The organism is Hymenobacter sp. BRD128, from assembly GCF_013256625.1.
Lineage (GTDB): Bacteria > Bacteroidota > Bacteroidia > Cytophagales > Hymenobacteraceae > Hymenobacter.
Genome location: NZ_CP053908.1, coordinates 4,084,090 through 4,097,209, shown reverse-complemented (window position 1 = coordinate 4,097,209; position 13,120 = coordinate 4,084,090). Strand labels below are relative to the sequence as shown.

Below are 13,120 nucleotides of genomic sequence, written 5' to 3'. Positions count from 1 at the left end.
ACAATGAGCAGTTGTTTTCGCTGCTTTTAACAGCTGCTCATTGTTTACTGCTCCTTGCTCACTGACTAAAATGGAAGATTACGCAGCTAAAATGGCGCTCAAGCCCGAGGCAGCGCTCCGCGAATACGTGAAGGGCCACGCGCAGTACCGCGAAGAGGCGGTTTTGGCGGCCCTCGATGAGCTGCGCCGCCGGGGCCTGCCCGCACCCGAGGAGGCCAGCCTGCGCCCGCAGCTCGAAGCCGTAGTACGCACCCAGCAGGCCGAAGCCGCCACCAGGGCTAGCGAGCTGAGCCGCTCCGAAACCCAGGCGGTACCCGAAGAGGAACAACCCGTGCTCTACACGCCGGGCGTGATTGTGCTGTTTTCGGTGCTCTTCAACACTATTATTACCGGGGCGGTGCTGCTGGCTATCAACCTGCGCCGCCTTAAGCAAACGAAGGCTATCTGGGGGCTAGTGGCATTTGTGCTGGCCTATCTGGTAGCCGAGGCGGCGGTGGTCAACCTGCTTATGCAGCGCTATGTGCTGAGTCCCTGGTTTGTATCACTGCTCAATTTGCCCGCCATCCTGGTGTATATTTTTTGGTTTTGGCCACGCTACGTGGGCACTTATCAGTTTCAGCCGCGCGGCTGGCTGATACCACTCTTAGTGTGCTTCATTATTGTAATGGGGCTAGGCATGCTGCTCACGCACATTCCCGGCGCGGCCCAATTGATGAAGCAGCAGACGCAACAAGCGCCATAATCTTCTGAGCATCAGAAAAAAGCCCGGCGGCACTTGGTACCGTCGGGCTTTTTTATGATGCTCCGGTTTGCAGTCTGCTAGCCTTTAAGCTGGCACAATACGGTTTCGCCGCCTTTCACTTTCTGGCCGAGCGTTACTTTAATATCAGCATCAAGCGGCACGAAAACATCGACCCGCGAGCCGAATTTAATAAAGCCAAACTCTTCACCCTGACTCACTTCGTCGCCTTCGTTCACGTACCATACAATGCGGCGGGCCATAGCGCCGGCTATCTGCCGGAAGAGCACCAACGGGCCGGCGTCGCTTTCGACCACCACCGTGGTGCGCTCATTGTCGGTGCTGCTTTTGGGATGCCAGGCCAGCAGGTATTTGCCGGGGTGATACTTGAAATATTTCACAATGCCCGATACCGGGTTGCGGGTAATGTGCACGTTGATGGGCGACATAAACACGCTAATCTGGCGGCGCGCATCCTCAAAGTATTCGGATTCGAATACTTCCTCAATCACCACTACCTTGCCATCGGCCGGGGCTAGCAGCAGGTCCTCGTGGGTGAGCAGGCGCCGAAAAGGTGAGCGAAAAAACTGCAACAGCGCCAGAAACGCCACCACCGAGGCCCCCGCAAAAATGCGGTTGAACAATACGTTGGGGCCATTATAGCGGCTCAGCAGCAGATTGAGGGCCAGCAGCACCAGCAGCGTCACGAACAGAATGCGGCGGCCTTCTTTGTGTATCTTAATCACGGATGAAACGAGGAATAACGAATTTCGCAGGGGCTAGCGGCATTCAAAAATAGAAACACGTAAGGCGGCCAGCAAAGTTACCGCCGGCCACCAGCGGGCTTAAAAAAGAAAGGGCGCGGCCCCTAAGCGCCGCGTCCTTTCTCTACAATGAGGTTGTAAGGCTTAGTAGCCGCCGCGGTACTTATACGTCTGGGCCACTTTGTCGATGGCCACCACGTAGGCGGCGATGCGCATCGGAATGTTGTACTTCTGGCTGGTGGCGTACACCTTTTCGAAGGCCTCGGTCATGATGCGGTCGGCACGGTCGGTAACCATGTCGAGGCTCCATTTGAAGCCCTGCTTATTCTGCACCCATTCGAAGTAGCTCACCGTCACGCCACCCGAGTTGGCCAGGATGTCGGGCACTACCAGAATGCCTTTTTCATTGATGATGGGGTCAGCCGAAGCCGAAGTCGGGCCGTTAGCGCCTTCTACAATCAGCTTGGCCTTGATGTTGGGCGCATTTTGCTCGGTAATCACGTCTTCCACGGCGGCGGGCACAATCACATCCACCTCCGACGTCAGCAGCTTGGTGGGGTCCATCGGGTCGGCCCCTTCGAAGCCTTCGAGGCGGCCCCCGTGGGCATTTTTGTAAGTAATGGCCTCGTCGATATTGATGCCATTCTCGTTCCAGTAAGCGCCCGAAATATCCGATACCCCTTTTACTTTCAAGCCTTTATCAAACAGCAGCTTGGCGGCCCACGAGCCTACGTTGCCGAAGCCCTGTACGGCTACGGACGTTTGCTCGGGCTTCATGCCCAGCTTGTTTAGCGCGGCTAGGGTCGAGGTCATCACGCCGCGGCCGGTGGCTTCGGTGCGGCCCAGCGAGCCGCCCATTACCAGCGGCTTGCCCGTGACCACGGCCGAGGCCGTCTGGCCCACGGCCTTCGAAAATTCGTCCATAATCCAAGCCATCTCGCGGGGGCCAGTGCCCATGTCGGGGGCCGGAATGTCGCGGTCGGGACCAAAAACATCCTTCATCGATACGGTGTAGGCGCGGGTGAGGCGCTCCAGCTCGCCCACGCTCATAGTGGTGGGGTCGCAGATAATACCACCCTTGGCGCCGCCGTAGGGAATATCAACCACGGCGCACTTCCAGGTCATCCAGGCGGCGAGGGCCTTTACCTCGTCGAGGTTTACATTCTTATCGTAGCGGATACCGCCTTTGCTGGGACCCAGGATGGTGTTATGCACCACGCGGTAGCCTTCAAAAACCTGTACTTTGCCATCGTCCATCATCACGGGCATGTGCACGATGACCTGCTTATCGGGTGCCTTCAGCACTTCGTAGGAGGTGTCGTCGAGTCCCAGGATTTCGGCCGCGATATTAAAGCGCGACATCATGGATTCAAGCGGATTTTCGGTGTCGACCCGCGGGGCCGGCTCTTTATACACAGTGGTGGCTGCCATGTGAGGAGGTAATAAGTGAGGAGTTGGGTGGGATAAGAGAGGGTGCGTGTGCTTACGAAAAAGCGCCGCAAAGGTACGCCTACGGCGAAGGAGGAAGTGGGAACGAGGAATGAAGAATTACGTCAGCATAATTCTTCATTCCTCGTTCCCACTTCCTCCTTCGCCTTTTACCCCAGCAGCACTTGCAGCAGCGCCAGCACCGGCAGCACCAGCAAAAAGGCGTCGAAGCGGTCGAGCAGGCCGCCGTGGCCGGGCAGAAAGGTGCCCGAGTCTTTCACGCCCGCGCTGCGCTTGAGCATACTCTCGGCCAAGTCGCCGAGCGGACCAAACACGGCCACCACGCCCGCCGCCACCAGCCGGTGGCTCAGCGGTATATCGGGCAGGAAGTAGCCGGCTGCCCAGCCCGTGGCTAGGGTCAGGGCTGCGCCGCCGGCCCAGCCCTCCCAGGTTTTGCCCGGCGAGATGCTAGGCGCCAGCTTGTGCTTGCCAAAGTTTTTGCCCGCGAAGTAGGCGCCGGTATCGGCCGCCCACACGAAGAAAATGAGGAGAAATACATAACCGGGGCGGTAATTTTCCCCACGAAATGCCAGCGAACTAAGCAAGCTCATTGGCATACTTACGTAGAGCAACCCAGCTAGCGTAACTGCTACATTAGGAAACGGCTGGCCATGATTGGGCCAACAAATAATTTCGCGCAAGAGCAGCGCTGTTACTAATACAGCACTGAGTACTAGCCCTAAGTACAGATGGGCAGCACCAGGTATTCCAAATAAAAGGTGATAAACCTTCTGCGGCATGCTTACCGGATGCATAGGCTCAATCCAGCCTTGCATGGAGGACAAGGGAGGATATAACGTCGTGTTAAGATGCCAATCAAAGCGTTGCGCGTAGTGCCAGAAGCCAGTAAGCAGATGCACCCAGCAAAAAATCAGTACCCCAATTATGCCACCTATCCAACTGGCCGGCCGATACCCGCTAGCCCGCATTATCCGGTAAAACTCCTTCAGGATAACGGCCTGCACGGCGGCAAAAAACACTGCAAACGAGATAGGCCCGCCAAACGTGCAGCCGATGAGCAGCGCCGCCGCCAGGGCGCCCCAAATCACGCGCAGGCGCAGGTTACTGGGGCCTTTGGGCTCGGCTGGTTCGGGGGCAGGCAAAGGGGTAGCGTCTGGGTTCAAATCGGGCAAAGGTTGGGGCCGGAGGGGCTTGTGGTGGAAAAGCTAGGGTAGCACGCGTGCGCTGGGCGGGGCCGGGTCAAACGCGGCGGGCGGGCGGCTAGCCGTCCAGCGCTGGTGCAGCCAGTAGAGCAGCGCCGCCGTGAGCAAGGCCGAGGCCAGCACGGCGGGCAGGGGCACGGCCACGTTGGCATCGGGGTTAAAGGAGCTAGGGAGTTGCTTATTCTGAAAGAGATAGAGCAGCAGCAGCTGGAAGGCATTCTGGGTAAAGTGCGCGGCCATCGACACCATAATATTGCCGCTCCACTCATATAAGTACCCGAGCACCAGCCCCAACACAAAGCGCGGCACAAACCCGAAAAACTGCATGTGAATGCCCGAAAAAATGGCCGCCGCCAGCCACACGCCCACGTGCCGCGAGCCAAACCACTGCACCAAATTGCGCTGCACGCCGCCCCGAAATACCAGCTCCTCGGCCACGGCCGGCACGATGGCAATAACGATAAGACCCACCAGCAAGCGGCCGGGCGAATTAAAATCAGTAAGAAACTTGGTGAGGCCGGCGGCCTGGTCTTCCATGTCGCGCGCCCAGGTTTCGAAGCTGTGCAGCGCGCCGGGGAAATGCGCCCCGGCATTCCAGCTTACTAAGGCCGAAAGAAAGGGTACCGAGCACAGAATAACGAGCCCGGCCGCTACCAGCCACCACGCCGCCCTTAGCCGACGCGGCGCAAAATAGCTGGCTACCGACTGCCCCAGCAGGCGCGGCAGCACCAGCGCGCCCGCGCCCGCACCCGCCAGCGACAAGCCCTGGTAGAGCATAAGCACATCCCAACCGTGCGGATATTGGTCGGGCATGGCCGCCAGGCTAGAAAATTGCCGCATCGAAATGCCGTACAACGCATTGACCAGCACCAGGGCTAGCAGGCTAGCCAGGCACAGCCCCGCCACGGCCAGCCCCAGCAGCATGAGCAGTTGCACGGCGGGGTGCACAGGGCGGGGCACTAAACCTTTCATAAGGGCGGGGGTGTTCAAGGGGGTGTAAATTTGCGCAATAAATATTCGTTTGTCCTGCTGAGCTTGTCGAAGCAGCTCTACTGCGCCACTAGGTTCGTGACCACAGCAGCGCAGTAGAGTTGCTTCGATAAGCTCAGCAGGACGTTTCTTCTGCTCAAACCTCGTTTATTTCCGTGGTCAATATCCGTAACATCCAGTTGCCCGACTTCCCGCTTTTGCTAGCCCCGATGGAGGACGTGAGCGACCCGCCCTTCCGGGCCGTGTGCAAGGCCAACGGCGCCGACCTCATGTACACCGAATTTATCTCCTCGGAGGGCCTGATACGGGCGGCGGCCAAGAGCAGGCAGAAGCTCGATGTATTTGACTACGAGCGCCCTATCGGCATTCAGCTCTTCGGCTCCGATGTGGATACGATGGGCGAGTGCGCGGCCATTAGCACCGAGGCCGGCCCCGACCTTATCGACATCAATTACGGCTGCCCGGTGAAGCAGGTGGCCCTGCGCGGCGCGGGCGCCGCGCTCTTGCGCGACATTCCGAAGATGGTGGCCATGACCGCCGCTGTGGTCAAGAACACCCACTTGCCCGTGACGGTGAAAACCCGCCTGGGCTGGGACGAAAGTACCCTCAACGTGGAGGAAGTAGCCGAGCGCCTGCAAGACGTGGGCATTGAGGCGCTTACGGTGCACGGCCGCACCCGCGTGCAGCTCTACAAGGGCGAGGCCGACTGGCGCCTCATCGCCAAAATCAAGGAAAACCCGCGCATCAAGATTCCGATTTTCGGCAACGGCGACATCGACACGCCCGAGAAAGCCCTCGAATACAAAACCCGCTACGGCGTAGATGGCGTGATGATAGGCCGCGCAGCCATTGGCTACCCCTGGATTTTCCGGGAAGTGAAGCACTTTGTGGCCACCGGCCAGCGGCTAGCCCCGCCCACGCTCGAAGAGCGCATTGCCATGTGCAAGATGCACTTCGACAAGAGCCTGGAGTGGAAAGGCCCCAAGGCCGGCATCTTCGAGATGCGCCGCCACTACGCGCATTATTTCCGGGGTTTGGAAGGTGCCAAGCAGTGGCGCACCCGCCTGGTCGATGCCGAAAATGGCGCCGATATATACGCCATTCTGGAAGAAATCGCGGCTAGCGATGCCGTACTGGTAGGCTAGCCGGCCAGCATAGCTAAGCAAGCCAAGGTGCGGACTATGGACTATAAGCCGACTTGGTCCAGGACTTGGGCAAAGATGAATAAGGCAATTTTTAAAGCAAAGCCTGCGGCCATGACGGCGTGAATCTGTTTAGAAAAGCGGGCGGTGAGCTGGCTGGCACGAGTTTCGACGCTCTTGCGAAAATACTGTAGCAGAAAGCGTTGCGCCGGATGCTAGGGCCGGTTGCTGTTCTGCTTACGGGCGGTTTGCTGCTGGCTCCTACTAGCCTCGTTGAAGAGGGCTTACGCCACGTAGTCCGTGCAGCTGGTATTGGTGTAGAGCCCGCTGCCCACGGGCGACCGCGCTGGCCAGTCTGCTCTGACTCGGCCCCGACCTAGATGTAAAACCCGACGGGCAGCCTATTGCTGGTGGCTATAACTTGCACCTTGAAGCCGTAAAACCAACTGCGCTTGCTGACGCAGCGGCCGTGATAAGCCTTGCCTGTCAGTATCTTACAGCATGAAATACGTGCATTATGACACGGCTACCGGAAACGAATCCAGCACGTAGTGGGCTTCCGAGTGCAGGTGTTTGAGCAAGTCGCCGCAGGTAGCAAAGAGGGCTAGCAGCGTATCGGTGAGCGCATGCAAACGGTGCGTGAATCCGCTCTTGTCCAACCGATTCTGGCTCCAATGCTACTCCATGTATTGCTTGGCTACGACTATTTTGCCACCGAAAACGCGGGTGGCTACCAGGGCCGTCGTCAGCACCTGGGCATCGGTCAAGCGCTGGCCCGATGTCGGTGGCCGCGTGCCGGCAGGGCTGGCAAAGCGGAGTAAATCATCGAGGACGCAGTACATTACAACGGTCTGTTTGCGCATGGTCAGCAAGGGCTTGGGAGGTCAGAAACCCTAAACCTAGCCTGTACACGCCGAACAGACTTTTTTATGCTCCTACTCTACCCCGCAACTTGGGCTAAGTAGTTAAACGTTTGCCAAACTGAACTGCTTACCGGAGCATCTTGCTCACTTCAGTTACTTCACAGATTGCTGAGGAAGAAAATAATTCTTGATACGTGGTTGAATAACTTTTTCCAGCAAATAGGATAGCAGTAGTACTAACGCAAAAAGAATTACTACGCGCACTGCAAAAGTAATTTGACTTCCGGAAAATACTTTTATACGATTTAGCAACAGCATAATTGGGTAATGAACCATATAAACCCCATATGATATAGAACCCAACCATATACCTGCTTGAATAATTTTTTTTCCAATATGCTCAAGCCAGGAATTACGAATAAAAACACATATCATCGCGAATATTAGAAAAATAGTAGGCATTACGTACATAGTCAGGTCTAAATCACCCTGACGCAAATGCTTACCCACATAAATTAAATTTATAGAGGAAATAATCAATAATATTTTTAAATATAAATTGAAATTATATTTACCATTATTTACAAAAACACATATAATTAAGAATGACATAGGGGCATCCGCTATATCAAAATTAGTTATTGCAATTTTAAAAAACTCCGTCACTCCCAGAAATGTACCTGTCGTATGCAATGCATTAACTATCCGATGCAACAATGTGTCAAAAAGGTTGAATTGCGTAATGCATAACACTAAAAATAGGCAACCTAAAAGTGTCTGATACGAAATTTTTTCTTGGTTCTTAAGAGCTGACAACTGACTAATTATTAAGCCGAGCAGCCAAAAAACTAAGCCATAGGATAGGGATGTAATAATAGGAAATTTTATATATGGATAAAATAAATAATTACAAACAGCCACTACAAAAGAAATAATTGCCAATATAGATGGATTTATTTTATTAGAAGATATAAGTACGAATAGAGCATAGTACAGCAATTCGTATTGTAGTGACCAGGCAATTGGGTTTATTGCAGGCAAGAAAAATCCTTGCAAAAAAAGTGCATTACCACATATCTCCTTCCAAGTAAAATGCTCTTCAGTAACTAATACAGTAAGTAATAATGTCAGAAGAAAAACAGGATATAGGCGCACGATACGCTTTTTAACATACAGCCCGCTCGTGGACCAGGTCATAGGCTTTTTATTACTAATACCAATGACGTATCCTGATAAGATAAAAAAAAGCAATACGCAGAAATGCCCAGAAGGTCCGTAAGCAAATATACCAGTTGGACTAAATCCGGGGTCAACCATGCGAGTAAATACTATCACATGGTGCCATACTACGAATATGGCAGCAAAGCCCCTTAATGCTTCAATGTTATAATTAATATTATTTCTTTCTACTAATGCATTAGACAGTGAATTGGATATCGGAGATATAGTTAATGAATTTGCCATTAGGAATACATTTTTGATGACAATTGTAAAGTTCGCTCAAATATACTAGATAAAATTTTTTTAAAAAATTATAAAATTTATATTATATAATTATTTACTTTTTATTTCCTTGCGGGCCATAGGCATTTTATCGACGGTGCTAAAGAGGGCGGCCGAGGCTAGCGGCTGGGTTTCGGTGCGTTTCACGCCGCCGTCTTTGCCGATGAGCAGCAGGCGAAAGCCGGCTAGGGGCTGGCCCAGCTGATGCGTCCAGCACCAGCGGTCGGCGGGCGAAAGCTGGTCGTAGAATACTTCTATAATTTTAAAATCGCGGGCAGCTAGGCCTTTTTCAGCCGCAGCTAAGAGCTTTTTTTGCCGCTGAAAGTCGGGCTGGCTAGCCTTGGGCGCACCCAGCAGCAGTAGCCGGTGCTGCCAGCGGCCAGCCCGCAGCGTGCGCGCCAGGTCGGGCGCGGGAGCGGGCCGGGCCGCTAGTAGCGTCAGCAGCCCCAGCGTGGCTAGCCCACAAAATATCCGGTTGGGAGCGCTCATTTTCAAACCAAGGAGGGTGTAAGCTGCTTACGCTAATCGGGCTGACAGAGGCCGCGACTGGGCTTCACAAACAATTCAGGGCAGCCCGGCGGCCTTTTCCGCGTATAGCCTTCCTTTGCGCTTTCACTCCTATTCCTTCGCACGATGAGCGACACCCCCACGGACTACGCATTCGGCATGATTGGCCTCGGCACGATGGGCCGCAACCTGCTGCTGAACATGGCCGACCACGGCTTTGCCGTAGCTGGCTACGACAAAAACCAGAAGCAGGTAGACCTGCTGGGCCAGGAAGGCCAGGGCAAGCCGGTCAAGGGCTTCACCGATGCTAAAGCCTTCGTGCAGAGCATCAAAACGCCCCGCGCCATTATGATGCTGGTGCCCGCTGGCCCTATCGTGGACAGCGTGATTGCCGATATGCTGCCGCTGCTAGCCCCCGGCGATATTCTCATCGACGGCGGCAACTCGCACTTTACCGACACCGAGCGCCGGGCCAAGGACTTGGCCAGCAAGGGCTTTCACTTCTTCGGCATGGGCGTGAGCGGCGGCGAGGAAGGCGCCCGCTTTGGGCCCAGCATGATGCCGGGCGGCGACAAGGATGCCTACGCTACCATGCAGCCGGTGTTTGAGGCCATTGCGGCCCACGTGGATGGGGCGCCCTGCGTGGCTTACATGGGCCCCGGCGCGGCCGGCCACTTTGTGAAAATGGTGCACAACGGCATCGAGTACGGCCAGATGGAGCTGATTGCCGAAACCTACGGCTTGCTCAAAAACGGCCTCGGACTAGACAACGCGGCTATCGGCCAGGTATTTACGCAGTGGAACGAGGGCCGCGCGCAGTCCTTTTTGCTCGACATTACCAAGGATATCTTCGCTTTCGACGCGCCCGGCACCGACCACCTGCTGCTCGACGACATCAAGGACGAGGCCCGCGCCAAGGGCACCGGCAAGTGGACCTCGCAGGTGGCGATGGACTTGCAGGCGCCCATCCCGACCATCGACGCGGCCGTATCGATGCGTGACCTTTCCAAGTACAAGGACCTGCGCGTGCAGCTCAGCCAGCAGTACGGCGCAGCCGGGCACCTGGCCGGCGATAAAGCTGAGCTACTCAAGCAGTTGGAGCAGGCTTTCTACTTCAGCATGATAATTTCCTACGCCCAGGGCATGCACATGCTGGCCAAGGCGTCGGAAGAGTTTAAGTATGACTTGCAGCTAGCCACCATCGCCAAAATCTGGCGCGGCGGCTGCATCATCCGCTCGGCGTTCTTAAACGACATTTATAATGCCTTTGAAAAGGATAACAAGCTGGCGCATTTGCTGCTAGATTCAAAAGTGCAGGAACTGGTGCAGGGCGCCGCGCCCGGCGTGCGCGCCGTGGTGGCCGCCGCTACCCTGGCCGGCCAGCCGGTGCCGGCCTACACCTCGGCGCTAGGCTACTTCGATGCCTTCCGCACGGCGCGCCTGCCTTCCAACCTCATTCAGGCCCAGCGCGACTACTTCGGGGCGCACACTTATGAGCTTATTGGTAAGGAAGGTGTTTTTCATACCCAGTGGACTGGCTTGCGCAGCAAGACTGAGACGCCGGCCGGCCCAGCGGCCAACGAAAAACCCGCCACGCCGCCCGTGGCCGGCACTAAGCAGTCGAACCAGGAGCCTCTTAACCCGCAGCAGTAAATGAACGCCGCCCTTAAATCGCAGCCGACCGTATTCGTCATTTTTGGCGGCACCGGCGACCTAAACGCCCGCAAGCTGGCCCCGGCCATCTACAACCTCTACCTCGAAGGCTGGCTACCCGACCATTTTGCCCTCGTGGGCACGGGCCGCACCAAGCTCACCGACGAGGAATTTCAGGGCCGGATGCTTAAGGATATCAACGAGTTTTCGCGCACCGGCAAAGTCGCCGACGACAAGTGGACGGGCTTTGGCCCGCACGTGCGCTACCAGGCCGCTGATGTGCAAAACGCGGAAACCTATAAGGACTTCGGCAACCTCATCAAAGAGCTAGAAAAGGAGTGGCAGGCGCCCGCCAACGTCATTTATTACCTGGCGGTGGCGCCCAATTTCTTCCCCATCATCGCCGAAAACCTAGCCAAGGCCGGCCTCACCGAAGATGCCGACCGCACGCGCATCGTGATTGAAAAGCCGTTTGGCCACGACTTGGAATCGGCTAAGGAGTTGAACGCGCTGCTGGGCCGCATTTTTCAGGAAAAGCAGATTTACCGCATCGACCACTACCTGGGCAAGGAAACAGTCCAGAACATCATGGCTTTTCGCTTTGCAAACGCCATTATGGAGCCGCTCTGGAACCGCGAGCACATCGAGCACGTGCAGATTTCGGTGACTGAAAACCTGGGCGTGGGCGAGCGCACCGGCTACTACGACGGCTCGGGCGCGCTGCGCGACATGATTCAGAACCACCTGTTGCAGCTGCTGTGCATCGTGGCGATGGAGCCGCCGGTGCGCTTCACGGCCGAGGAAGTGCGCGACCGCAAGGTGGACGTGCTGCGCGCCATGCGCCGCTTTACGCCCGAGACCGTGCGCGAGCAGGCCGTGCGCGGGCAGTACGGCGCCGGCTGGCTAGAGGGCCAGCAGGTGCCCGGCTACCGTGAGGAGCCCGGCGCCAACCCGCAGTCGAACACCGAAACCTTCGCGGCGGTGAAGTTTTTTGTGGATAACTGGCGCTGGCAGGGCGTGCCGTTTTACCTGCGCACCGGCAAGCGCCTGCACCGCTCGGCGTCGGTCATCACGATTCAGTTTAAGGACGTACCGCACTTCATCTTTTCGCCCGAAACGGCCGAAACAATGCGCCAGAATCGGCTCATTATCAGCATTCAGCCCGAGATGAGCATCCGGCTGCAAGTGCAGGCCAAGCGCCCCGGCGTGGACATGATGCTGAACACCGTGGACATGGTATTCGACTACAAAGGCACCTATAATAACCAGGCGCCCGAAGCCTACGAAACACTGCTGCTCGACGTGATGCTCGGCGACCAGACACTATTCATGCGCGGCGACCAGGTGGAGGAAGCCTGGGACCTGGTGATGCCCATCCTGACCTCGTGGCAGAACCGCATCAGCCAGAATTTCCCCAACTATTCGGCCGACTCGTGGGGCCCCGAAGATGCGGAGGCCCTCGTGGCCAAGGATGGCTTCCACTGGTTTACTTTACCGCTCAATGGAAAGAAGTAGCTTCAATTTGCACGTTTTTGCCACCGCCGACGCGGTGCTCGGGGCCTTGGCCGACTACTTTGTGGCCCAGGCTAGCCAGGCCGTGGCGGCGCGCGGCCGCTTCGTAGTGGCGCTCTCGGGCGGCAGCTCGCCCAAGAAATTGTACGAGCTGCTGGCCTCGCCTGCCTACCACGAGCAGGTAGCCTGGGAAAAAGTCTACTTCTTCTTTGGCGACGAGCGCAACGTGCCCCAGACCTCGCCCGACAGCAACTACCTGCTGGCTAAAAAGGCCCTTTTTGACCCGCTGGCCATCCGGCCGGCCCAGGTATTTGCCGTCGATACCAGCCTGGCCCCGGCCGAGGCTGCCGCGCAGTACGGCGTAGATGTGGAGGAGTTTTTTGGCGAGCAGGAAGCCCGTTTCGACCTGGTGCTGCTGGGCCTGGGCGACAACGCCCACACCGCTTCCCTCTTTCCCAACACGCCCGTGCTGCACGATAAGACTGTGGCTGTGAAAGATGTATGGCTGCCCGTGGAGCAGGTTTTTCGCATCACCTTCACGGCGCCGCTCATCAACCAGGCGCGGGCCGTGGCCTTCCTAGTCTATGGCCAGGGCAAGGCCGAAGCGGTGCACCAGATTCTGGATTTGCCCCGCAATGTGGACCAGTATCCGGCCCAACTCATCGAGCTGGAGGGCAAAGAAGTCGATTGGTTTCTAGACGCCGCAGCAGCTTCGCAGCTGAAAAAATAATCAACTAAACAAGAACGTTCTACTGAGTTTGCCGAAGCAGGACGTTCTTGTTTAGTTGGTTCTTGC

General features: G+C 56.4%; 13 protein-coding genes. 5 read left to right on the top strand and 8 right to left on the bottom strand.

The features are described from left to right. Window positions 1-70: 70 nt before the first annotated feature. Window positions 71-742, top strand: a complete 672-nt coding sequence (locus GKZ68_RS18175) for a hypothetical protein (RefSeq protein WP_173117287.1) — start codon at window positions 71-73, stop codon at window positions 740-742. Between the two features lie 77 nt (window positions 743-819). On the opposite strand, the gene GKZ68_RS18170 is transcribed toward GKZ68_RS18175, so the two are convergent. The 4 genes from GKZ68_RS18170 to GKZ68_RS18155 form a co-directional block, all read right to left on the bottom strand. After that, window positions 820-1,482, bottom strand: coding sequence for a phosphatidylserine decarboxylase family protein (locus GKZ68_RS18170; protein WP_173118537.1), 663 nt, complete (start codon window positions 1,480-1,482; stop codon window positions 820-822). A 165-nt stretch (window positions 1,483-1,647) separates the two neighbouring features. Further along, window positions 1,648-2,934, bottom strand: coding sequence for a Glu/Leu/Phe/Val dehydrogenase (locus GKZ68_RS18165; RefSeq protein ID WP_173117285.1), 1,287 nt, complete (start codon window positions 2,932-2,934; stop codon window positions 1,648-1,650). 167 nt (window positions 2,935-3,101) lie between these two features. Further along, window positions 3,102-4,040 (bottom strand): phosphatidate cytidylyltransferase, encoded by a 939-nt coding sequence (locus tag GKZ68_RS18160; protein ID WP_254244293.1) that lies wholly within the window; start codon window positions 4,038-4,040, stop codon window positions 3,102-3,104. Between the two features lie 117 nt (window positions 4,041-4,157). After that, the gene (locus GKZ68_RS18155) at window positions 4,158-5,126 is read right to left on the bottom strand and encodes a CPBP family intramembrane glutamic endopeptidase (RefSeq protein ID WP_173117280.1); all 969 of its coding nucleotides are present in this window, start codon (window positions 5,124-5,126) and stop codon (window positions 4,158-4,160) included. 173 nt (window positions 5,127-5,299) lie between these two features. Here GKZ68_RS18155 and dusB point away from each other — a divergent pair, with 173 nt between their 5' ends. Then, window positions 5,300-6,289, top strand: coding sequence for a tRNA dihydrouridine synthase DusB (gene dusB / locus GKZ68_RS18150; RefSeq protein WP_173117278.1), 990 nt, complete (start codon window positions 5,300-5,302; stop codon window positions 6,287-6,289). A gap of 373 nt (window positions 6,290-6,662) precedes the next feature. On the opposite strand, the gene GKZ68_RS22800 is transcribed toward dusB, so the two are convergent. The 4 genes from GKZ68_RS22800 to GKZ68_RS18135 all read right to left on the bottom strand — a co-directional run bounded on the left by GKZ68_RS22800 (window position 6,663) and on the right by GKZ68_RS18135 (window position 9,141). Beyond that, entirely contained in the window at window positions 6,663-6,776 is a 114-nt protein-coding gene (locus tag GKZ68_RS22800; protein WP_367949234.1) for a hypothetical protein, read from the bottom strand. A gap of 187 nt (window positions 6,777-6,963) precedes the next feature. Further along, on the bottom strand, window positions 6,964-7,149 hold the full coding sequence (locus GKZ68_RS18145) for a hypothetical protein (RefSeq protein ID WP_173117276.1): 186 nt from the start codon (window positions 7,147-7,149) through the stop codon (window positions 6,964-6,966). A 153-nt stretch (window positions 7,150-7,302) separates the two neighbouring features. Next, window positions 7,303-8,613, bottom strand: a complete 1,311-nt coding sequence (locus tag GKZ68_RS18140; protein ID WP_173117274.1) for an acyltransferase — start codon at window positions 8,611-8,613, stop codon at window positions 7,303-7,305. Between the two features lie 90 nt (window positions 8,614-8,703). After that, window positions 8,704-9,141, bottom strand: coding sequence for a DUF4174 domain-containing protein (locus GKZ68_RS18135; RefSeq protein WP_173117272.1), 438 nt, complete (start codon window positions 9,139-9,141; stop codon window positions 8,704-8,706). A gap of 144 nt (window positions 9,142-9,285) precedes the next feature. On the opposite strand from GKZ68_RS18135, the gene gndA reads away from it, so the two are divergent. From gndA to pgl, 3 genes are read left to right on the top strand one after another with little or no spacing between them, the layout of a single operon-like run. Next, window positions 9,286-10,812, top strand: a complete 1,527-nt coding sequence (gndA, locus tag GKZ68_RS18130; RefSeq protein ID WP_173117270.1) for an NADP-dependent phosphogluconate dehydrogenase — start codon at window positions 9,286-9,288, stop codon at window positions 10,810-10,812. Next, entirely contained in the window at window positions 10,813-12,327 is a 1,515-nt protein-coding gene (gene zwf, locus GKZ68_RS18125; RefSeq protein ID WP_173117268.1) for a glucose-6-phosphate dehydrogenase, read from the top strand. Next, the gene (pgl, locus tag GKZ68_RS18120) at window positions 12,314-13,054 is read left to right on the top strand and encodes a 6-phosphogluconolactonase (RefSeq protein WP_173117266.1); all 741 of its coding nucleotides are present in this window, start codon (window positions 12,314-12,316) and stop codon (window positions 13,052-13,054) included. The genes zwf and pgl overlap by 14 nt, the downstream gene beginning before the upstream one ends. The last annotated feature ends 66 nt before the right edge of the window (window positions 13,055-13,120 follow it).

What these genes read in the sequence shown, in the direction of transcription:
- GKZ68_RS18140 (WP_173117274.1), bottom strand. Translation starts at nt 8,613, where the DNA reads ATGGCAAATTCATTAACTATATCTCCGATATCCAATTCACTGTCTAAT.
- GKZ68_RS18175 (WP_173117287.1), top strand. Translation starts at nt 71, where the DNA reads ATGGAAGATTACGCAGCTAAAATGGCGCTCAAGCCCGAGGCAGCGCTC.
- pgl (WP_173117266.1), top strand. Translation starts at nt 12,314, where the DNA reads ATGGAAAGAAGTAGCTTCAATTTGCACGTTTTTGCCACCGCCGACGCG.
- zwf (WP_173117268.1), top strand. Translation starts at nt 10,813, where the DNA reads ATGAACGCCGCCCTTAAATCGCAGCCGACCGTATTCGTCATTTTTGGC.
- GKZ68_RS18155 (WP_173117280.1), bottom strand. Translation starts at nt 5,126, where the DNA reads ATGAAAGGTTTAGTGCCCCGCCCTGTGCACCCCGCCGTGCAACTGCTC.
- GKZ68_RS18165 (WP_173117285.1), bottom strand. Translation starts at nt 2,934, where the DNA reads ATGGCAGCCACCACTGTGTATAAAGAGCCGGCCCCGCGGGTCGACACC.
- GKZ68_RS18145 (WP_173117276.1), bottom strand. Translation starts at nt 7,149, where the DNA reads ATGCGCAAACAGACCGTTGTAATGTACTGCGTCCTCGATGATTTACTC.
- gndA (WP_173117270.1), top strand. Translation starts at nt 9,286, where the DNA reads ATGAGCGACACCCCCACGGACTACGCATTCGGCATGATTGGCCTCGGC.
- GKZ68_RS18135 (WP_173117272.1), bottom strand. Translation starts at nt 9,141, where the DNA reads ATGAGCGCTCCCAACCGGATATTTTGTGGGCTAGCCACGCTGGGGCTG.